21 protein-coding genes are annotated in these 19,700 nt (G+C 71.3%); 11 read left to right on the plus strand and 10 right to left on the minus strand.

Annotated features, from left to right (window positions below; genetic code table 11):
* Window positions 1-123: 123 nt before the first annotated feature.
* Window positions 124-1,062, minus strand: coding sequence for a fructose-bisphosphatase class II family protein (locus ACIQH8_RS13950; protein ID WP_400999605.1), 939 nt, complete (start codon window positions 1,060-1,062; stop codon window positions 124-126).
* 118 nt (window positions 1,063-1,180) lie between these two features.
* On the opposite strand from ACIQH8_RS13950, the gene fbaA reads away from it, so the two are divergent.
* Entirely contained in the window at window positions 1,181-2,212 is a 1,032-nt protein-coding gene (gene fbaA / locus ACIQH8_RS13955) for a class II fructose-bisphosphate aldolase (RefSeq protein ID WP_400999607.1), read from the plus strand.
* An 8-nt stretch (window positions 2,213-2,220) separates the two neighbouring features.
* Window positions 2,221-2,841 (plus strand): DUF6264 family protein, encoded by a 621-nt coding sequence (locus ACIQH8_RS13960; RefSeq protein ID WP_400999609.1) that lies wholly within the window; start codon window positions 2,221-2,223, stop codon window positions 2,839-2,841.
* Between the two features lie 64 nt (window positions 2,842-2,905).
* Here the strand turns inward: ACIQH8_RS13960 and ACIQH8_RS13965 are convergent, their stop codons facing one another.
* Complete coding sequence (locus ACIQH8_RS13965; RefSeq protein ID WP_400999849.1) at window positions 2,906-3,952, minus strand: 4-hydroxy-3-methylbut-2-enyl diphosphate reductase; 1,047 nt, start codon at window positions 3,950-3,952, stop codon at window positions 2,906-2,908.
* An 85-nt stretch (window positions 3,953-4,037) separates the two neighbouring features.
* Between ACIQH8_RS13965 and xseA the strand changes: the two genes are divergently transcribed.
* The 5 genes from xseA to ACIQH8_RS13990 are packed head-to-tail and all read left to right on the plus strand — an operon-like array spanning window position 4,038 to window position 8,348.
* A complete protein-coding gene (xseA, locus tag ACIQH8_RS13970; protein WP_400999611.1) occupies window positions 4,038-5,261 on the plus strand; it encodes an exodeoxyribonuclease VII large subunit in 1,224 nt (407 codons plus the stop codon).
* Window position 5,262: 1 nt separating this feature from the next.
* Window positions 5,263-5,568, plus strand: coding sequence for an exodeoxyribonuclease VII small subunit (locus ACIQH8_RS13975; protein WP_400999613.1), 306 nt, complete (start codon window positions 5,263-5,265; stop codon window positions 5,566-5,568).
* The gene (locus tag ACIQH8_RS13980; protein WP_400999615.1) at window positions 5,568-6,209 is read left to right on the plus strand and encodes a DUF4245 domain-containing protein; all 642 of its coding nucleotides are present in this window, start codon (window positions 5,568-5,570) and stop codon (window positions 6,207-6,209) included. The genes ACIQH8_RS13975 and ACIQH8_RS13980 overlap by 1 nt, the downstream gene beginning before the upstream one ends.
* Window positions 6,210-6,220: 11 nt before the next feature.
* On the plus strand, window positions 6,221-6,874 hold the full coding sequence (locus tag ACIQH8_RS13985; RefSeq protein ID WP_400999617.1) for a carbonic anhydrase: 654 nt from the start codon (window positions 6,221-6,223) through the stop codon (window positions 6,872-6,874).
* A gap of 58 nt (window positions 6,875-6,932) precedes the next feature.
* Complete coding sequence (locus ACIQH8_RS13990; protein WP_400999619.1) at window positions 6,933-8,348, plus strand: class II fumarate hydratase; 1,416 nt, start codon at window positions 6,933-6,935, stop codon at window positions 8,346-8,348.
* 86 nt (window positions 8,349-8,434) lie between these two features.
* Here the strand turns inward: ACIQH8_RS13990 and ACIQH8_RS13995 are convergent, their stop codons facing one another.
* The 3 genes from ACIQH8_RS13995 to ACIQH8_RS14005 form a co-directional block, all read right to left on the minus strand.
* The gene (locus tag ACIQH8_RS13995) at window positions 8,435-9,823 is read right to left on the minus strand and encodes a PhoH family protein (protein ID WP_400999621.1); all 1,389 of its coding nucleotides are present in this window, start codon (window positions 9,821-9,823) and stop codon (window positions 8,435-8,437) included.
* Between the two features lie 175 nt (window positions 9,824-9,998).
* Entirely contained in the window at window positions 9,999-11,111 is a 1,113-nt protein-coding gene (locus ACIQH8_RS14000; protein ID WP_400999851.1) for an aminotransferase class V-fold PLP-dependent enzyme, read from the minus strand.
* 67 nt (window positions 11,112-11,178) lie between these two features.
* Entirely contained in the window at window positions 11,179-11,964 is a 786-nt protein-coding gene (locus ACIQH8_RS14005; protein WP_400999623.1) for an isoprenyl transferase, read from the minus strand.
* 75 nt (window positions 11,965-12,039) lie between these two features.
* On the opposite strand from ACIQH8_RS14005, the gene ACIQH8_RS14010 reads away from it, so the two are divergent.
* Window positions 12,040-12,837: a hemolysin III family protein gene (locus ACIQH8_RS14010; protein WP_400999625.1), complete on the plus strand. Its 798-nt coding sequence runs from the start codon at window positions 12,040-12,042 to the stop codon at window positions 12,835-12,837.
* 40 nt (window positions 12,838-12,877) lie between these two features.
* Here the strand turns inward: ACIQH8_RS14010 and ACIQH8_RS14015 are convergent, their stop codons facing one another.
* Entirely contained in the window at window positions 12,878-13,192 is a 315-nt protein-coding gene (locus tag ACIQH8_RS14015; protein ID WP_400999627.1) for a hypothetical protein, read from the minus strand.
* Window positions 13,193-13,306: 114 nt separating this feature from the next.
* On the opposite strand from ACIQH8_RS14015, the gene ACIQH8_RS14020 reads away from it, so the two are divergent.
* Entirely contained in the window at window positions 13,307-13,783 is a 477-nt protein-coding gene (locus ACIQH8_RS14020) for a DUF4307 domain-containing protein (protein WP_400999629.1), read from the plus strand.
* A gap of 60 nt (window positions 13,784-13,843) precedes the next feature.
* The gene (greA, locus tag ACIQH8_RS14025; protein ID WP_400999631.1) at window positions 13,844-14,335 is read left to right on the plus strand and encodes a transcription elongation factor GreA; all 492 of its coding nucleotides are present in this window, start codon (window positions 13,844-13,846) and stop codon (window positions 14,333-14,335) included.
* A 75-nt stretch (window positions 14,336-14,410) separates the two neighbouring features.
* Here greA and ilvA read toward each other — a convergent pair whose 3' ends face one another.
* A complete protein-coding gene (gene ilvA, locus ACIQH8_RS14030; RefSeq protein WP_400999633.1) occupies window positions 14,411-15,694 on the minus strand; it encodes a threonine ammonia-lyase in 1,284 nt (427 codons plus the stop codon).
* 1 nt (window position 15,695) lies between these two features.
* Window positions 15,696-16,931 (minus strand): AI-2E family transporter, encoded by a 1,236-nt coding sequence (locus tag ACIQH8_RS14035; protein ID WP_400999635.1) that lies wholly within the window; start codon window positions 16,929-16,931, stop codon window positions 15,696-15,698.
* A 71-nt stretch (window positions 16,932-17,002) separates the two neighbouring features.
* Here ACIQH8_RS14035 and ACIQH8_RS14040 point away from each other — a divergent pair, with 71 nt between their 5' ends.
* A complete protein-coding gene (locus ACIQH8_RS14040) occupies window positions 17,003-18,235 on the plus strand; it encodes a winged helix-turn-helix domain-containing protein (protein WP_400999637.1) in 1,233 nt (410 codons plus the stop codon).
* On the opposite strand, the gene ACIQH8_RS14045 is transcribed toward ACIQH8_RS14040, so the two are convergent.
* The gene (locus tag ACIQH8_RS14045; protein WP_400999639.1) at window positions 18,232-19,104 is read right to left on the minus strand and encodes a M48 family metalloprotease; all 873 of its coding nucleotides are present in this window, start codon (window positions 19,102-19,104) and stop codon (window positions 18,232-18,234) included. The two genes, ACIQH8_RS14040 and ACIQH8_RS14045, sit on opposite strands and share 4 nt — an antisense overlap.
* Before the next feature lie 6 nt (window positions 19,105-19,110).
* Window positions 19,111-19,677, minus strand: a complete 567-nt coding sequence (locus tag ACIQH8_RS14050) for a LemA family protein (RefSeq protein WP_400999641.1) — start codon at window positions 19,675-19,677, stop codon at window positions 19,111-19,113.
* Between the last annotated feature and the right edge of the window lie 23 nt (window positions 19,678-19,700).

Raw genomic sequence — 19,700 nt, forward strand, 5'->3', positions numbered from 1 at the left:
GACTCCGAACGGCCGGGGCGCCTGTTCCGAGCCTACTGACGGGGCCGTCCGGCCGGACCTGTGGGAGCGCGATCCGGCGTGAAAATTCGTGCATTCTTAACGGCGCGCGCGGACCCCACGTGCTCAGCCGAATGACGCGACCGACCCGGCGCGCCACGACTGCCCGGGCTCGAGCCGGACGCCGGGGCCGAGATCGCACGGCGTCACCGCCGTGAGGAACACCGCAACGCGGTCGCCGCAGAGATCGGCGAGGTCGGCCAGGTGCCCGAGCGGGATGCCGGCCTCGGCGAGCCGCTCGGACTCGCCGGCCGACTGCGGGGCGAGCCGCGCCTGCATCCACCCGCCGAGCGCCCGGACCGCGGCGGCGGTCAGCACGCCCTCGGGCGCGCCGCCGATGCCGACGACGAGGTCGAGGTCGCCATCGGGGCGCGCCGCCCGCAGGCACCGCTCGATGTCGCCGTGCTCGAAGCGCTCGACCCGCGCGCCCGTCGCCTCGGCGGCATCCGCCACCGCCGAGTTGCGCGGCCGCTCCTGCACCGCGACCCGCACCTCCTCGATCGGCACGCCCCGCGCCTCGGCGATCCGCGCGACGGTCTCGCACACCGGCGCGTCGATCTCGAGGCCCGGCAGCCATGACACGAGCTTGGCCATGTAGTGCGCCGGGCCGATGTCGAGGAACGCGTCGCGCGGTGCGACCGCCAGGATCGCCATGGCTCCGGGCCGCCCCGCCGCGGCGAGGCTCGTGCCGTCGACGGGGTCGACCGCGACATCCACCGCCGGACCGGCGCCGGTGCCGAACCGCTCGCCGAGGTGCAGCATCGGAGCCTCGTCCTTCTCACCCTCGCCGACGACGACACGCCCGTCGACCGCGAGCCTCGCGAGCGCCGAGCGCATCGCCGCGACGGCGGCGCCGTCAACCGCCTCGCGATCCCCGCGGCCGACGAACGGCACCGCCGCGAGCGCGGCGTCGCGCACCGCTGCGGCGACGCCGTCGGCCAGCGCGTCGTCGACCGCCGCGGCCGGCCCGTGATCGCCGCCGACGGGCTCTGCATCCTCTGTCACGGATCCATCCTGCCGCGCGCGCCGCGGCATCCGTCACCCCCTGCGTCATCGCACCTGAGGCGTGCTCGACACGTCGGTAGACTCGTGCCGATCCCACTCACCTCCGAAGGAGCAAGGTATGCCCATCGCAACGCCCGAGCAGTACGCCGAGATGCTCGACACCGCCAAGGCCAAGGGGTTCGCCTTCCCGGCATTCAACGTCTCGAGCTCGCAGACCCTCAACGCGGTGCTGCAGGGCCTGACCGAGTCGGGTTCCGACGGCATCATCCAGGTCACGACCGGCGGCGCCGACTACTTCGCCGGCCACACCGTGAAGGCCCGTGCGACCGGCGCGCTCGCGTTCGCGAAGTTCGCCACCGAGGTCGCGAAGTCCTACCCCGTGACCGTCGCGCTCCACACCGACCACTGCCCGAAGAACGCGCTCGACGACTTCGTGTACCCGCTCATCGCCGCCTCCGAAGAGGAGGTCAAGGCGGGCCGCAACCCGATCTTCCAGTCGCACATGTGGGACGGCTCGGCCGTGCCGCTCGACGAGAACCTCGAGATCGCGAAGGCGATCCTCCCGAAGCTCCGAAACATCAACGCGATCCTCGAGGTCGAGATCGGCGTCGTCGGCGGCGAAGAGGACGGCGTCAAGCACGAGGGGTCGAACGAGGCGCTCTACACGACCCTGAACGACGCGATCGCGGCGGTCGAGGCGCTCGGCCTCGGCGAGCAGGGTCGCTACATGGCCGCGCTCACGTTCGGCAACGTGCACGGCGTCTACGCGCCCGGCAACGTCAAGCTCCGCCCTGCGCTCCTCAAGGAGATCCAGGACGGCCTCGCCGCCAAGTACGGCACGGCCGAGAAGCCGCTCGACCTCGTCTTCCACGGCGGCTCCGGCTCGACCGACGCCGAGATCGCCGAGGCGGTCGCGAACGGCGTCGTGAAGATGAACATCGACACCGACACCCAGTACGCCTTCACGCGCTCGATCGCGGGCTACATGTTCCAGAACTACGACGGCGTGCTGAAGGTCGACGGCTCGGTCGGCAACAAGAAGCAGTACGACCCGCGTGCCTGGGGCAAGGTCGCCGAGTCCGCCATGGCGGTGCGTGTCGGCGAGTCGACCCGCCAGCTCGGTTCGGCCGGCAACTCGCTCACGGCGTAGGGCGACGGATGACGCAGGACGAGGCCGCTCGGAACGAGACGCAGGGGCAGCCCGACGACGGTGCTGCTCCCCCGCCGCGCGACGAGCGGCCTCGCCCGCAGTACGGCGAGTACGCCCCCGAGGGCTGGTCGTGGCAACCGCCGGGCGATGAGCGAACGGATGCCGCGGCATCCGCCCCGGCACCGCCGCCACCGCCGGCGGCCCCCGCGCCGACCCGTGAGACCGGCTCGCCCGCGGTCGACGCGACCGCCCGGCCGCCGCGGACGACCGACCGGTTCTTCACGATCCTGCTGCTCGCGCTCGGCGCGATCGGCGCGTGGAACACGTCGGTGAGCCTGCAGCAGCTGCCCGGGGCCATCCAGAGCGTCTACACCGACCAGGGCGTCGGCACCTACTCGCCGCAGCCGTGGCTGCCGACGCTCGCACTCATCGGCACCGTGTTCATGCTCGCGCTCTATGCGGCCGTGCTCGGCTGGTCGATCATGCGCCTGCGTGCTCGCAAGCTCGCGTTCTGGGTGCCGCTCGTCGGCGGCGCGGTGGCGTTCCTCGCGACCATGGTGCTCACGTCGATCGTGTTCTTCACCGACCCGACGTTCCAGTCGTACCTGGAGCGGATGACGGGCGGCTGACGCCGCCGGTCCGGTGCGGCGCCCGGCGCGTCGACGCTCGGTCGCGCCGGACCGCGCCGCCGGCTCAGGCGGTCGCGCCCGCCCGGTTGCGACCGCCGAGCGCGCGCGTGTCGCGGTTTCCCGCGAGGTCCTTGCGGAGCTCCTTCGGCAGCGAGAACATCAGGTCCTCCTCAGCCGTCTTGACCTCCTCGACGTCGCCGAAGCCGGCGTCGGCGAGCTCGAGGAGCACCTCCTTGACGAGCCCTTCGGGCACCGACGCGCCGCTCGTGACGCCGACCGTCTCGACGCCCTCCAGCCACTCCTGCTTCACCTCGGTCGAGTAGTCGACCCGGTACGCGGCCTTCGCGCCGTACTCGAGGGCCACCTCGACGAGGCGGACGCTGTTCGACGAGTTCGCCGACCCGACGACGATCACGAGGTCGGCGCCCTGCGCGACCTTCTTGATCGCGACCTGGCGGTTCTGCGTGGCGTAGCAGATGTCGTCGGAGGGCGGATCCTGGAGGTTCGGGAACCGCTCGCGCAGGCGACGCACGGTCTCCATGGTCTCGTCGACCGAGAGCGTGGTCTGGGAGAGCCACACGACCTTCTCGGGGTCGCGCACCTCGATGTTCGGCACGTCGTCGGGGCTGTTCACGAGGGTGACGTGGTCGGGGGCCTCACCGGCGGTGCCCTCCACCTCTTCGTGCCCCTCGTGGCCGATGAGCAGGATCTCGTAGTCGTCGCGAGCGAAGCGCACGGCCTCGCGGTGCACCTTCGTCACGAGCGGGCAGGTGGCGTCGATGGCATGCAGGCCCCGCTCGGCGGCCGAGTTCACGACCGCGGGCGAGACGCCGTGCGCGCTGAAGACGACGTGTGCGCCCTCGGGCACCTCGTCGACCTCGTCGACGAAGATCGCGCCGCGCTTCTCGAGCTCGGTGACGACGTGGATGTTGTGCACGATCTGCTTGCGCACGTACACGGGTGCGCCGTAGTGGTCGAGCGCCTTCTCGACGGCGATCACGGCCCGGTCGACCCCCGCGCAGTAGCCGCGCGGCGCCGCGAGCAGCACCTTCTTGCGCCCCTGGACGGGGATATCCTTGAGCCGGCCGCGCACGCTCGGGATCCGAGGCATGCCGAGGTCGATTCGCGGGGCATCCGTCAAGCTCGTCACGGATGCCATCCTACGCGGGCGATGATGACGGGCTGCTGGGAGGCGCATGGCCGAGGGACCGACGACCCGCGAGCGGCCCTGGCCCGTCTCGGTGCTCTCGGCGAAGCTGAAGGAGTACCTCGATCGCCTCGGCACGGTGTGGATCGAGGGCGAGATCACGCAGTGGGGTGTGTCCGCCGGCAACGTCTACGGCAAGCTCAAGGACCTCGAGACGGATGCCACGGTGTCCTTCACGATCTGGTCGTCGACGCGGGCGAAGCTCACCGAGCAGTTCAAGGCCGGCGACCACGCCGTCGCGCTCGTCAAGCCCAATTGGTGGGTCAAGGGGGGCTCGCTCACCATGCAGGTCTTCGACCTCCGCCATGTCGGGCTCGGCGACCTCCTCGAACGGCTCGAGCGGCTGCGGGCGCAGCTCGCGGCCGAGGGCCTGTTCGCCGCCGACCGCAAGCGACCGCTGCCGTTCCTGCCGCGGGTGATCGGGCTCGTCACCGCCAGGGACAGCGACGCCGAGAAGGACGTGGTGCGCAACGCCCGCCTGCGCTGGCCCGCCGTCGAGTTCCGGATGGCGTATGCGGCGGTGCAGGGCGACCGGTGCGCTCCCGAGGTGGCGGGTGCCATCCGTCGCCTCGACGTCGACCCCGAGGTCGACGTGATCATCGTCGCGCGCGGCGGCGGGGACTTCCAGAACCTGCTCGGCTTCAGCGACGAACGCGTCGTGCGGGCCGCGGCCGCGGCATCCACCCCCGTCGTCAGCGCGATCGGCCACGAGGCCGATCGGCCGCTGCTCGACGAGGTCGCCGACCTCAGGGCGTCGACGCCGACGGATGCCGCGAAGCGCGTCGTCCCCGACGTCGCCGAGGAGCTCATCCGGGTCGAACAGGCGCGGGCGCGCCTCCGCATGCGCGTGACGACACTCGTGAACCACGAGATCGACCGGCTCGGGCACCTGCGCAGCCGACCCGCGCTCGCCGACCCGGGCTGGATGATCGACCGCCGCGCCGAGGAGGTCACCCGATGGGTGGCACGGGGCAGCGAACTCGCCGAGCGCGCGATCGAACGCGCCGCCGTCCGCACCGCCGAGCTGCGTTCGCAGCTTCGAGCCCTCTCGCCGCTCGCGACGCTCCAGCGCGGGTACGCGATCGTGCAGCGCGAGCACGACGGCGTGCTGACCGACCCCGGGCAGGCTCCGGAGGGCACGGCGTTGCGCATCACTCTCGCCGAGGGCCGTCTCGCGGCGACATCTCGGGGAGCGCTCGGCGACGCCGAATAGAATGCCCTCCATGCCCCCCACCTCCACGGATGTCGCCGAGCTGAGCTACGAGCAGGCACGCGACGAGCTCGTGCGCGTCGTCGCCGAGCTCGAGCAGGGTTCCGCGACGCTCGAGCAGTCGCTGGCGCTCTGGGAGCGGGGCGAAGCGCTCGCGCAGCGGTGCGAGGAGTGGCTCGTCGGCGCCAAGGCACGGCTCGACGCGGCGCGCGCCGGCGCGGCGGCCGGGGCGGACGGCACGTCCCGCAACCGGGCCACCGGCGCAGCCACCGCGCCCGATGCGCTCGACCTCGACGGCGGCGAGGCCTGATGGCCGCGCGCGCCCCGAGGGTCGTGGCCGAGCTCGGCCGCCCGGAGACCCCGCAGGAGACCGCCGACCGCAAGGCGGAGCAGTCACGCAAGCACCGCGAGCGACAGACGCTGCGCAACCTCATCGGCTCGCTCGTCGCGTGCGTCGCCGTCGTCGCGCTCATCGTGCTGCTCGTGCCGCGCAGCGACACCCCCATCGAACGCGACATCGACGTGGCATCCGTCGCCGACCAGGCGCAGGTCGGCATCGACGCCCCGCTCGCCGTGCCGGGGCTGCCCGACGGCTGGCGTTCGAACGCCGCCGAGCTCCGCACACGTGACGCCGACGGCATCACCGCCTGGTACGCCGGGTACCTGACGCCGAGCGACGAGTACGCGGGCATGTACCAGGGGCTCGGGGCGAACCCGACCTGGACGGCCGACCTGCTGAAGAACACGATCGCGACCGGCGTCGTCACCGTCGACGGCGTCGAGTGGACGGTCTACGACAATCGCGAGACCGACGCCGATGTCGGCAACGCGCGATACGGGCTCGTGACCGAGGCGGGCGAGAGCACGTTCGTGCTGCTCGGCACCGCGACCCCCGAGGAGTTCGAGACCCTCGCCGGCGCGCTCGCGCCGGCGATCGACGCGCAGCGATGAGAGGAGCGGCCGTGAGCAAGTCCGCACCCGCACGACCGACCACCCCCGCCGAGACGTGGCGCGAGCTGCGTGCCGGCAACGCCCGGTTCGTGGCCGGTGCGCCCCTGCACCCGCGACAGGACGTCGACCGCCGTACCGAGCTCGCGAACCACCAGCGGCCGCTCGTCGCGATCTTCGGGTGCAGCGACTCGCGCCTGTCGGCCGAGATCATCTTCGACGTCGGCCTCGGCGACGCGTTCGTGGTCCGCAACGCCGGTCAGGTCCCCTCTGACTCGGTGCTCGGTTCGCTCGAGTACGCCGTCGCCGTCCTCGGCGTCCCGCTCATCCTCGTGCTCGGCCACGACGAGTGCGGTGCGGTGCGAGCGGCGATCGACTCGCAGGCGGAGGACGCCGCGCCGCTCCCGGCGCACATCAGGGGCATCGTCGACGAGATCGTGCCCGCGGTGCGGAAGGTCGCCGGCGTCGACGAGGGCCCGATCGCGGCCGACCACCTCGACGCCGGGTACGTCGGCCGGGAGCACCTGCGCAACACGGTCTCGCAGCTGCTCGAGCGTTCCGAGGTGATCAGCGACGCGATCGCAGCGGGTACGCTGGCTGTCGTCGGCGCGAACTACCGCCTGCTCGAGGGCCGCGCCGAGACCGACGTCGTCGTCGGTCGCATCTGACGCCGCCGGCGGCATCCCACCGCCGCGCCGCACGTTCCGAATCGAAGGGGAGCACACCGTGGTGGACAACGCCGCCGACTACCGGATCGAACACGACACGATGGGCGAGGTGCGGGTCCCCGCAGCGGCGCTCTACCGTGCGCAGACCCAGCGGGCGGTCGAGAACTTCCCGATCTCGGGCGCCGGCCTCGAGCCCGCCCAGATCGCCGCGCTCGCCCGCATCAAGAAGTCCGCGGCGCTCGCGAACGCGCGCCTCGGCGTGCTCGACCAGCAGCTGGCGCAGGCGATCGCCGACGCCGCAGACGAGGTCATCTCGGGCGCGCACGACTTCAGCGAGCATTTCCCGGTCGACGTCTACCAGACCGGCTCGGGCACGTCCTCGAACATGAACATGAACGAGGTGCTCGCGACGATCGCGACGCAGAAGCTCGGCAGCGCCGTGCACCCCAACGACCACGTCAACGCCTCGCAGTCCTCGAACGACGTCTTCCCGACCTCGGTCCACATCGCCGTCACCGCCGCGCTCATCGACGACCTGATCCCCGCGCTCGACCACCTCGCCGTCGCGCTCGAGGCGAAGGCGGAGGCTTGGGCCGGCGTGGTCAAGGCCGGTCGCACGCACCTGATGGACGCGACGCCCGTCACGCTCGGCCAGGAGTTCGGCGGCTACGCCCGCCAGATCCGCCTCGGCATCGAGCGCATCCGCACCGCGCTCCCCCGCGTCGCCGAGGTCCCGCTCGGCGGCACCGCCGTCGGCACGGGCATCAACACGCCCGCGGGCTTCCCGCAGCTCGTGATCGAGCTGCTGCAGGAGGAGACCGAGCTGCCGATCACCGAGGCCGCCGACCACTTCGAGGCGCAGGCCAACCGCGACGGCCTCGTCGACGTGTCCGGATCGCTGCGCACGATCGCCGTGAGCCTCACGAAGATCTGCAACGACCTGCGCTGGATGGGCTCGGGACCCAACACCGGGCTCGGCGAGCTGTTCATCCCCGACCTCCAGCCCGGCTCGTCGATCATGCCCGGCAAGGTCAACCCCGTCGTGCCCGAGGCCGTGCTCATGGTCGCCTCGCGCGTCGTCGGCAACGACGCGACGATCGCGTGGGCGGGCGCCTCCGGCTCGTTCGAACTCAACGTCCAGATCCCCGTCATGGGCACCGCGCTCCTCGAGTCGATCCGCCTCCTCTCGAACTCGGTGCGCGTGCTGGCCGACAAGACGGTCGACGGACTGCAGGTCAACGAGGCGCGCACGACGGCGCTCGCGGGAATGTCGCCGTCGATCGTGACCCCGCTCAACAAGATCATCGGCTATGAGGCGGCCGCGAAGATCGCGAAGCACTCCGTGTCCAAGGGCATCACGGTGCGCGAGGCCGTGATCGACCTCGGCCATGTGGAGCGCGGCGAGCTGACCGAGGAGCAGCTCGACGAGGCCCTGCACCTGCTCTCGATGACGCGCCCCCCGCAGCAGGGCTGAACCCGCGGCATCCGCTCGATCGACCTGACGGCGGCCCCGGAACCTCGAGGTTCCGGGGCCGCCGTCGTCGTGCGCGGGGCGCGAGGTCAGGCCAGCTCGCTTCCGTCGAGCATCTCGGAGACGAGCGCGGCGATCGCCGAACGCTCGGACCGGGTCAGCGTGATGTGGGCGAACAGCGGATGCCCCTTCAGCGTCTCGATCACGCTCGCGACGCCGTCGTGGCGGCCGACCCGCAGGTTGTCGCGCTGGGCGACGTCGTGCGTGAGCACGACGCGCGAGTTCTGGCCGACGCGGCTCAGCACGGTGAGCAGGACGTTCCGCTCGAGCGACTGCGCCTCGTCGACGATCACGTACGCGTCGTGCAGCGACCGCCCGCGGATGTGCGTCAGCGGCAGCACCTCGAGGATGCCGCGGTCGACGACCTCGTCGAGCACGTTGTCGGAGACGAGCGCGCCGAGCGTGTCGAACACCGCCTGCGCCCACGGGTTCATCTTCTCGCCCTGGTCGCCCGGGAGGTAGCCGAGCTCCTGGCCGCCGACCGCGTAGAGCGGCCGGAAGACCATGATCTTCTTGTGCTGTTGCCGTTCGAGCACGGCCTCGAGCCCCGCGCACAGCGCGAGTGCCGATTTGCCGGTGCCCGCGCGGCCGCCGAGCGACACGATCCCGATCTCGGGATCGAGCAGCAGGTCGATCGCGAGACGCTGCTCGGCCGACCGCCCGTGCACCCCGAACGCCTCACGGTCGCCGCGCACGAGCCGCACCTCGCGGTCGCCGACCACTCGCGCGAGGGCCGAGCCGCGTTCGGACTGGATGACGAGGCCCGTGTTCACCGGCATCCCGGCGGCGACGTCGGTCTCGAGGTGCTCGTGCTCGTAGAGCTTCGCCATGTCGTTGGAGCCGAGCGCGACCTCGGCCATGCCGGTCCATCCCGAGTCGACGGCGAGCTCGGCACGGTACTCCTGCGCATCGAGGCCGATCGAGGCGGCCTTGATGCGAAGCGGCAGGTCCTTCGAGACCACGGTCACGGCGACGCCGTCGTTGGAGAGGTTCATCGCGCACGCGAGGATGCGCGAGTCGTTGTCGGCGAGCTGCAGGCCGCTCGGCAGGACCGACAGGCTCGAGTGGTTCAGTTCGACCCGGAGGGATCCGCCGTCGCCGACGGGGATGGGGAAGTCCAGTCGTTCGTGCTGCACGCGCAGGTCGTCGAGCAGCCGTAGCGCGGCGCGGGCGAAGTACCCGATCTCGGGGTCGTTCCGCTTGGCCTCGAGCTCCGTGATGACGACGACGGGCAGCACGACCGGATGCTCCGCGAATCGGAACAGGGCACGCGGGTCCGACAGCAGCACCGACGTGTCCAGCACGTAGGTGCGCTCGTCCTGCGCGGCACCCCCGGGCGACGCCTCACCGGGACGGCGCTGGTGCCGCGCTTCCGGCTCGACCGGTCCGAGGGGCTTGATGGGATCGACAGAGGTCACGACCGCTCCTGCCCCGAGCTCTCGCTCGGCTCACGCGCCGGCCGGCGATCCTCCCACGAGCGGTTCACGAGCCGACTCGACCGGGCGCCTTGCCCGATGTCCTGACGGTACGTCCGACCGACGACATCCGCCGACGCGACACGCGGCGCGACATCCGCCGTTCACAATCGAGGGCTCAGTACGCGGCGGCGGTGTTGAACGAGACGAACGCGCCGCGCAGCATCTCGATCGTCTCCTCGTCGAGCGCCGCGTGCACGCTGAGACGGACGGTCCCGAGTCGCGTGGTCGTCGTCAGCCCGTGGTTGTGCAGCGACGCCGTGAGCACGGTGACCTGCGCGGGCTCGGGCTCGAGCACCACGATGCCGGCGCGCTCGCGCTCGTCGCGGGAACTCACGACCGGCACGGCGAACTCGTCGGCGAGGTCGATGACCCGGCTGACGTGCTCGGCGACGCGCGCGTTGACCGCCTCCACGCCCACCTCGGCGAGTTCCTCGAGTGCGGCGGCGAACCGGGCCCCGGCGATGGGGTCGGGATTGGACACGCGGAACGCCCGCGCGCCGGACGCCGGCGGCGGCACGTCATCCCAGACCTCGTCCTCCGTCGTGCCGGTGTACCCGGAGAAGACGGGCGTGAGGCGCTCGGCCGCCCGCTCGGAGAGGGCCATGACCCCCGTTCCCCACCCCGCGCGGCACCACTTCTGCCCACCGCTGACGACGACGTCGGCGACCTCCCACGGCGCATCGACGAGGCCGAAGCCCTGGATCGCGTCGACGATGAGGAGCCGGTCGCCGATCACCTGGCGGATGCCCTCGAGGTCGCAGAGGTACCCGGTCCGGCTGTCCACGAGGCTGACGGCGACCGCGGCGACGTTCGTCTCGAGCTGGTCGCGGATCAGGCCCGGGGTCACCTTGCCGTGGTCGGTCTCGAGCCACGCGGGCTGGACCGAGTGGAGCGCCTCGTTCGCGCGCACCGCGGCGATCGGCACGCTCGGGAACTCGGCCGGCGAGAGCAGCACCGTGCCGGTGAGCCCGAACATCGCGTGCATGAGGCCGGTGGAGGTGTTCGGGATCGCCACGATGCGATCGGCCGCGATGCCGGTGAGGGCGGATGCCGCGTCGCGGAGCCGTCGGTCCTGCTGGGCGAAGGCGTCCATGCTGCCGTGGCGCGCGCGCTCGAGCACCTGCGTGAAGGCCAGGGTCTCCTCCGCCGCGACGCGCGCCAGCGGCCCGACGCGGGCGTAGTCGAGGTAGCCGGGTTCCTCGCCGAATCCGGCCAGGTAGTCGTCCATGCTCACGGGCGGTGCCCCCTTCTCCGAGGCATATCCTGACAGAATCCTGATCGATGCGTGTGCGGGATCACCCGCCGAATCGACGATGTCGCCGCGTGTAGTCGCGGATGGCACGGAGGAAGTCGACCTCGCGGAGGTCGGGGCCGAGCGCCTCGACGAAGTAGAACTCGCTGTGCGCGGCCTGCCACAGCATGAAGTCGCTGAGGCGCTGCTCGCCGGAGGTGCGGATCACGAGGTCGGGGTCGGGCTGCCCGCCGGTGTAGAGGTGCTCGCCGATCAACTCGGGCGTGAGCGATTCGGCGAGGTCCTCCAGGCTGCGACCCTCGGCGTGGTGGGATGCCACGATCGAACGCATCGCGTCGGTGATCTCTCGCCGACCGCCGTAGCCGACGGCGAGGTTGACGTGCAGGCCCGTCTTGCCCGCGGTGCGATGCTCGGCGGCATCGAGTGCGGCGACGAGCGGCCCGGGCAGGCCCGCGTCGGACCCGACGTGCTGGACCCGCCAGTCGCGGTAGTGGCTGAGCTCCTCCGCGAGCTCGGCGATGATCTCGATGAGGTCGGCGAGCTCCTCCGACGTCCGGTTGCCGAGGTTGTCGGACGAGAGCAGGTACAGCGTCACGACGGAGATCCCGAGGTCGTCGCACCATTCGAGGAACTCGCGCATCTTCGCGGCGCCCGCACGGTGACCGTGCGCCGGCGACTCGTAACCCAGCTGCTTCGCCCACCGGCGATTGCCGTCGATGATCATGGCCACGTGACGTGGGAGTTCCGCCTGGTCGAGTTCCCGGCGGAGCCGGTTCTGGTAGATCCGATAGAGGAGGCCGCGACCGGGGCGCTGATCGCTCGTCTGCACCCGACCACGCTACTCCCCCGCACGCGATCGGACACTCACAGCAAGCCGTGATCGGCCTCGCCCTACGCTGTGACCATGACCCAGCGCGAACCCGAAGACGTCGCCGAGCACCTGCATCGACCGGTGGCCGAACTCGATCGCGCCGACGCCGCGGTCGCTGCGGACGAACGGCTCGGCCCCGACCTGCCGAACCTCCCCCTCATCGACGCGTCGCCGGAGCATCCCGCCGACGTCAAGCCGTCGTGGCGGGGCTGGATCCACGCGGCGACCTTCCCGCTCACCATCGCCGCCGGCATCGTGCTGATCGTCCTCGCGGACGGCCCGGCCGCGAAGTGGGCCTCCGCGGTCTTCATGCTGACCTCGATGCTGCTCTTCGGCAATTCGGCGCTGTACCACCGGTTCGACTGGAAGCCGCGCACGAAGGTGATCCTGAAGCGCATCGACCACGCGAACATCTTCCTGCTGATCGCCGGCACCTACACGCCACTGTCGGTCCTCGCCCTCCCGCCGGAGAAGGGGCTCATCCTCCTGGTGCTGGTGTGGAGCGGTGCGCTGATCGGCATCGCCTTCCGCGTGTTCTGGATCGGCGCACCCCGATGGCTCTACGTGCCGATCTACGTGCTGCTCGGCTGGGCCGCCGTGATGTACCTCGGCGACCTGCTCGCGGCCAGCATGGCCATGATGGTGCTCGTGATCGTCGGCGGCGTGCTCTACACGATCGGCGCGGTCGTCTACGGCCTCAAGAAGCCGAACCCGTGGCCCGGCCACTTCGGCTTCCACGAGATCTTCCACGTGTGCACGGTGCTGGCGTTCATGTGCCACTGGGCGGCGACGCTGCTCATCGCGATCCAGCCCGCCTACCACGGCGGTTGACCGTCGGGCGGCGCCGGGTCGCGGCATGCGGCCCGAGTCGCTACCGCTCGTCGCGATCGACCGGCGGTGCGTCGGATGCCGCGGCATCCGCCTGCGCCTCGCTCGCATCGTCGTCCGACGTGACGCCGCCGGCCTCGGCCGCGACGGCCTCCTCCGCCTCGATGCGCTCACGCGCCTCCGCGCGGTAGTTGACCCGCCGGATGCGGCGCACCATGTCGAGCACGAGCAGCAGGACCGCGACCATGATGAGGATCGTCGCGATGAAGCCCACCACGCCGGGCGTGACGTCGTTCGGGTCGAACTCCTCCTCGGCGGCCGCGACGAACGTGAGCGCCGCCGCGAGCGCGGGGCTCATCGACGGTCTCCGCGAGTGGTGACGGCGGACGCGACGAGCATCGGATTCCCTTCAGGGACGGCGGTCTAGGCTGGGAGCCAAGCCTAGACGATCCATCCGGGAAGGAGCCGCGCGGTGCCCCCACGCGAGTCCGCCGACGCGGCGGCCGAGGACGCCGTGCTCGACGGCGCCACCGCTGCACGGCCCGAGTCGATCGCGGCATCCGACCTCGCCGGCCGATACGGCCGGACCCCGGCGCGCCGTCGTCGCGACCGGTTCGTGCTCATCGGCGCCGCGATCGCGTTCGCGGTCGTCCTCGTCTCCTGGGTGGTCTGGGCGGGCCTCGACGGCAGCAAGCCGCTCGTGCAGGCCACCGACCTCGGCCACGAACTGCTCGACACGCGGGCGGTCGAGGTGACCTGGCGCCTGTCGGTTCCCTCCGGCAACGCCACGGCATGCATCGTGCAGGCGTACAACGAGGACTTCACCGTCGTGGGGTGGAAGGTCGTTGAGATCCCGGCGTCCGACCGACCGCTGCGGACGTTCACCGAGACCGTGCGCACCGCGCAGGAAGCCAACACCGGTTTGATCTCGAACTGCTGGCTTCGGTAGAATAGGGGATTCGCCCCGGCAGACGCTGGGGCGACACGTCTATTCACGGGAGTGTGCACCATGGCGCAGGACGCCACCGTCACCTGGCTCACTCAGGAGGCCTTCGACCGCCTGAACGCCGAACTCGAGCACCTCTCCACCACCGGCCGCGAAGAGATCGCCAAGCGCATCGAGGCCGCGCGTGAGGAGGGCGACCTCAAGGAGAACGGCGGCTACCACGCCGCCAAGGACGAACAGGGCAAGCAGGAGGCCCGCATCCGCCAGCTCACCGACCTGCTCCGTCACGCCGAGGTCGGCGAGGCGCCCACCTCGAGCGGCGTCGTCGAGTCGGGCACCGTCATCACCGCCGTCGTCGCGGGCGACGAGGAGCGGTTCCTCATCGGCAGCCGCGAGATCGCCGGCGACTCCGAGCTCGACGTCTTCAGCGAGCAGTCGCCGCTCGGCGCCGCCATCCTCGGCCTCAAGGTCGGCGACACCACGTCGTACACGGCCCCGAACGGCCGCGAGATCGCCGTCGAGATCACGGGCGTCGACACCTGGTCGGGTCAGTGACGCGCTGACCCCCCGGCTTGCGAACGGCCCCTCCGCTGGGAGGGGCCGTTCGGTGTCTCCGGGGTCGCTCCGACCTCACTCGGCGATGATCTCCGGCTCGTAGCCGGCCCGGCGAAGGGTCGCCACGACCTCCTCGCGGTGCGCGGGACCGCGCGTCTCCACCGAGAGCTGGAGCGCGACCTCCGAGATCTGCATGCCCGCGCCGTGGCGCGTGTGCAGCACCTCGACGACGTTCGCGTTCGCCGCGGCCAGGAGCTCCGAGATGCGTGCGAGCTGGCCGGGACGGTCGGGCAGCCCGATGCGCAGCGTCAGGTAGCGGTCGGATGCCGCGAGCCCGTGCGCGATGACGCGCTGCATGAGCAGCGGGTCGATGTTCCCGCCCGAGAGCACGACCACGAGCGGCCCGTCGGAGTGCACCCTGCCGGTCATCAGGGCGGCGACGCCGACCGCTCCGGCCGGCTCGACGACGAGCTTCGCACGCTCGAGGAGGACCAGCAGGGCACGGGCGATGTCGTCCTCGGTGACCGTGACGACCTCGTCGATCGCATCGCGGATGATCTCGAAGTTCAGCTCGCCCGGACGGTAGACGGCGATGCCGTCGGCGATGGTGGGCACCACGGGCACCGTGGTCGGCTCGCCGGCGGCGAGCGAGGGCACGTACGGCGAGGCGTTCTCGGCCTGCACGCCGATCACGCGGATGCTGCGGCCGAGCGCGGCGGCCTTCTGCTTCGCGGCGCTCGCGATGCCGGCGGCGAGCCCGCCGCCGCCGATCGGCACGACGATGGTCGTGGCATCCGGTGCCTGCTCGAGGATCTCGAGGCCGAGCGTGCCCTGCCCGGCGATGACGTCCTCGTGGTCGTACGGCGGAATGACGGTCGCGCCGGTCTCCGCGGCGAAGCGCGCGGCGGCCTCCAGCGTCTCGCCGATCGAGTCGCCGCGGAGCACGACGTCGGCGCCGTAGGCGCGCGTCGCCTCGAGCTTGGGCAGCGCGACGCCGACCGGCATGAAGATGGTCGCGCGGATGCCGAGCTCGCGCGCGGCGTAGGCGACGCCCTGCGCGTGATTGCCCGCCGATGCGGCGACGACGCCCCTCGCCCGTTCCTCGGCCGTCAGCGCGGAGAGGCGGTTGAAGGCACCGCGGAGCTTGTACGAGCCCGTGCGCTGGAGGTTCTCGCACTTCAGGTGCACGGGCACTCCCGCGATCGCGCCGAGGTGACGCGAGGTCTCCATCGGGGTCCGGCGCGCGATGGCCGCGACCGTGCGCTGGGCGTGCTCGAAGTCCGCGAGGGCGGGGCCGGGGATCCCGGGCGCGGTCGCGTCGTGCGGCGCGGCGGAGGCGGTCTCGAGGGCGTGGTTCATGTCACCGTCCGTATCCGGGTCGCTGGGGTACCGTGCGCCACAACGGAGATCGGATCTCGGCGGGCGGGGGCGGCTCGGCCTGCTTCCAGGCGCCGCCCGAGATGTACATGATCATGACGTTGGCGACCGCCGCGACGGGTACCGCGAACAGCGCCCCGGGGATGCCGGCGAGCAGCGACCCCGTGGCGACCGCGACGACGACGCCGAGCGGGTGCACCTTGACGGCCGTGCCCATGATCAGGGGCTGCAGCACGTGTCCTTCGACCTGCTGCACGAGCAGGACGACGCCGAGCATCGCCAGTGCGATGCCCCAGCCGTTGTAGACGAGCGCCACGAACACGGCGAGGGCGCCGGTGACGACCGCGCCGACGATCGGGATGAACGAGCCGAGGAAGACGAGCACGGCGATCGGGATCGCGAGGGGCACGCCGAGCAGGAGCGCCCCGAGGCCGATGCCGACGGCGTCGATGCCCGCGACGAAGATCTGGACCCGGACGAAGTTCTCGAGCGTCGCCCAGCCGGACCGTCCGGCACCGTCGATCGCGGCGCGCGCGCGGCGGGGGAAGATCCCGACGATCCAGTCCCAGATGCCTCGGCCGTCGATGAGGATGAAGAGCGTCGCGAAGAGGGCGAGCAGCAGCCCCGCGAGGAAGTGCCCGATCGACGAGCTGACCGACAGCGCCCCCGAGACGAGCACACCGCTCTGCGACTGGGCGGCCTCGACCGCCTGCTGCACGAACTGGTCGATCTGGTCGGGGGTCACGTGCAGCGGTCCCTCGAGCAGCCAGGAGCGGAAGTCCTCCCACGCGACGATGCTCTGCTCGGCGAGGTCGGCGGAGCCGCGCACGATCTGCGAGATCCCGAGCGTCAGCAGTCCGCCGACGAAGGCGAGCGTCGCGACCATCGCAGCGGCGACCGCGAGCCCCTTCGGCCAACGGTGCCGCTGGAGGAACTCGGAGAACGGCACGAGCAGGGCCGAGATGAGCAGCGCGACGAGCACGGGAACGATCACGAGCCGGAGCTGGATGATCAGGAAGATGACGACGGCGAGCACGCCGCCGACGAGCAGCAGCCGCCACGACCATGCCGCCGCGACTCGCATCGGGTAGGGAACGGATGCCGCGGCGTCGCGCACGGGCTCGGCATCGCGCGGACCCTGGCCGGCCGCCCGCTCGGACGTGGCGGATCGGCGCACGCGCATCCGCCGCGCACGCGAGGTCCCCTTCGCCTCGGTCACCGTCACAGTCTAGGCGCGGACCCATGCTCGGACGGCCATGTGTCGGCGGTCGCGGCTAGGGTCGAGGCACCATGGTCGACCTCGTCTCACCCGCACTCGCGCGCCGCATCGCCCTCGCCGCCCAGGGCTTCGGGCGCACCCTTCCGGCGACGCCGGGCACGCGGCAGATCGCGGGTGTGGTCGACCGACTCGGCCTGCTCCAGATCGACTCGGTGAACGTCTTCGAACGCAGCCACTACCTGCCCGCGTTCAGCCGCCTCGGGCGGTACGACCGCGCACTGCTCGATCGCATGGCCTGGGGGCGCCGCGGCCGCCTCGTCGAGTACTGGGCGCACCAGGCGGCGTTCATCCCGCGCGACCTGTGGCCGCTCTTCGAGTTCCGTCGCGCCGAGTACCGCCGCGAGGGCACCTCCGAATGGGGCGGATGGCTAAGCGAGAACCGCGAGCTCGCCGCATGGCTGCGTTCCGAGCTCGCCGAGAACGGGCCCATGCCGGCGAGCGCCATCGAGCACGATGCGAACGAGCGGCGCGGTCCCTGGTGGGGCTGGTCCGACGCGAAGCGCACGCTCGAGTGGATGTTCCGAACGGGCGAGGTCGTCTGCGTCGAGCGCCGGCGGTTCGAGCGCGTCTACGCGCTCCCCGAGCAGGCGCTCGAGACGCACCTGCTCGAGCACGGACCGTCCGCGCCCGACTCGATCCGCGTGCTCGTCGAGCGGGCCTCGGCGGCGCTCGGCATCGCGACCTCCGCCGACCTGGCCGACTACTGGCGCATGCGCCAGGCCGAGGTGCGTCCGGCGATCGCCGACCTCGTCGATGCGGGCGTGCTCGTGCCCGTCGAGGTGGGGGGTTGGGGCAGTGGCGGTCGGCCGGCGCCGGCGTGGGTGCATCGCGACGCCCGCAGGCCGCGCCGCATCGAGGGCGTCGCGCTCCTCTCGCCGTTCGACCCCGTCGTGTGGTTCCGGCCGCGAACCGAGCGCCTCTTCGACTTCCACTACCGCATCGAGATCTACACCCCCGAACCCCAGCGGAAGTTCGGCTACTACTCGCTCCCGGTGCTCGTCGACGACCGGGTGGTCGGCCGTGTCGACCTGAAGAGCGACCGACGGGCCGGCGTGCTCCGGGTGCAGTCGGCCTGGGCGGAACCCTCCGCGCCGGCCGACCTGGCTGAGCGGCTCGTGCCGGTGCTCCGCGAGGCGGCGGCGTGGCAGGGGCTCGACGAGGTCGCGGTGACGGGGCGCGGCGACCTGTCCCCCGCCATCCGCACCGCGCTCGGGGGCTCATCGTCCACGGCTGCGGCGATCTAGAAGCTTCGGCCCATCTCGTGGAGCCGTTGGACCCGCTCGGGGATCGGAGGGTGCGTCGCGAACAGTCGGTCGATGACGCCCGGCTTCAACGGGTCGGCGATCCAGAGGTGCGCCATCGACGAGTTCTGCCGTCGCATCGGGCGACCGTACTGCTCGAGCTTCAACAGCGCGCGGGCGAGCGCGTCGGGGTGGCGCGTGGTCATCGCGCCCGTGGCATCCGCCAGGTATTCGCGCTGCCGTGAGATGGCCAGCTGCACCAGGCTCGCGACGAGCGGAGCGATCAGCATGGCCACGAGACCGAAGATCATGACCACGGGGTTGCCGTTGCTGTTCCGGCCGAAGAAGGCCATGCGCACGAACATGTCGGAGATGAAGCCGACCGCGACGACGAGGCCGAACACGATCATCGACAACCGGATGTCGTAGTTGCGAACGTGACCGAGCTCGTGCGCCATCACGCCCTCGAGCTCGGAGTCGTCCATGATCTCGAGCAGACCGGTGGTCGCCGCGACGACCGCGTGCTCGGGGTCGCGGCCCGTCGCGAACGCGTTCGGCGCGGGATCGGAGATGACGAAGACCCGCGGCATCGGCGTGCCCGTCGTGATCGAGAGGTTCTCGACCGTGCGCCAGAGCCGAGGATGCTCCGACACGCTGTGGATCTCGACGGCTCCGGACATCGCCAACGCCTGGCGGTCGGCGGTGAAGTACTGGAACAGCGCGTACGCCGTCGCGATCACGAGCGTGATGACCACGATCGTGAGGTCCTGGTAGATCACGGCGGCGAGGTAGCCGAGCCCGCCGACGATGGCGAGGAAGAGCAGGATCGTGAAGACGGAGTTGCGCTTGTTCCGGGCGATCGCTCGGTACATCGGCGGTTAGAACTGCACGCGCGGAGGTTCGGCGATCGCCGCCGCCTCCGTCACCTCGAAGAAGTCGCGCTCGTGGAAGCCGAGGCCGCGCACGAACAGCGTGTTCGGGAAGACCTTGATCTTCGTGTTGAGCTCCCGCACGCCGCCGTTGTAGAAGCGGCGCGATGCCTGGATCTTGTCTTCGGTGTCGACCAGCTCAGACTGCAGCTGCAGGAAGTTCTGGCTCGCCTGGAGCTGTGGGTAGGCCTCGGCGACCGCGAAGATCGACTTCAGGGCCTGCTGCATGTGGTTCTCAGCGGCGGACGCCTCGGCCGGCCCGCTCGCCGAGAGCGTCTCGGCGCGCGCCTTCGTCACGTTCTCGAAGACGGCCTTCTCGTGCGCGGCGTAGCCCTTGACGGCCTCGATGAGGTTCGGGATGAGGTCGGCACGGCGCTTCAACTGCACCGTGATGTCGCTCCACGCCTCGTCGACACGCACGTTGAGCGTGACGAGCGAGTTGTAGGTCGCCCACAGGTAGATGCCGATCACCAGGACGAGCACGACGACGATGATGAGCGGGATCAGCCATTCCATGGCGGGGACTCCTGAGGCTTCGG

It is taken from the genome of Agromyces sp. GXQ0307 (assembly GCF_044769845.1).
GTDB lineage: Bacteria > Actinomycetota > Actinomycetes > Actinomycetales > Microbacteriaceae > Agromyces.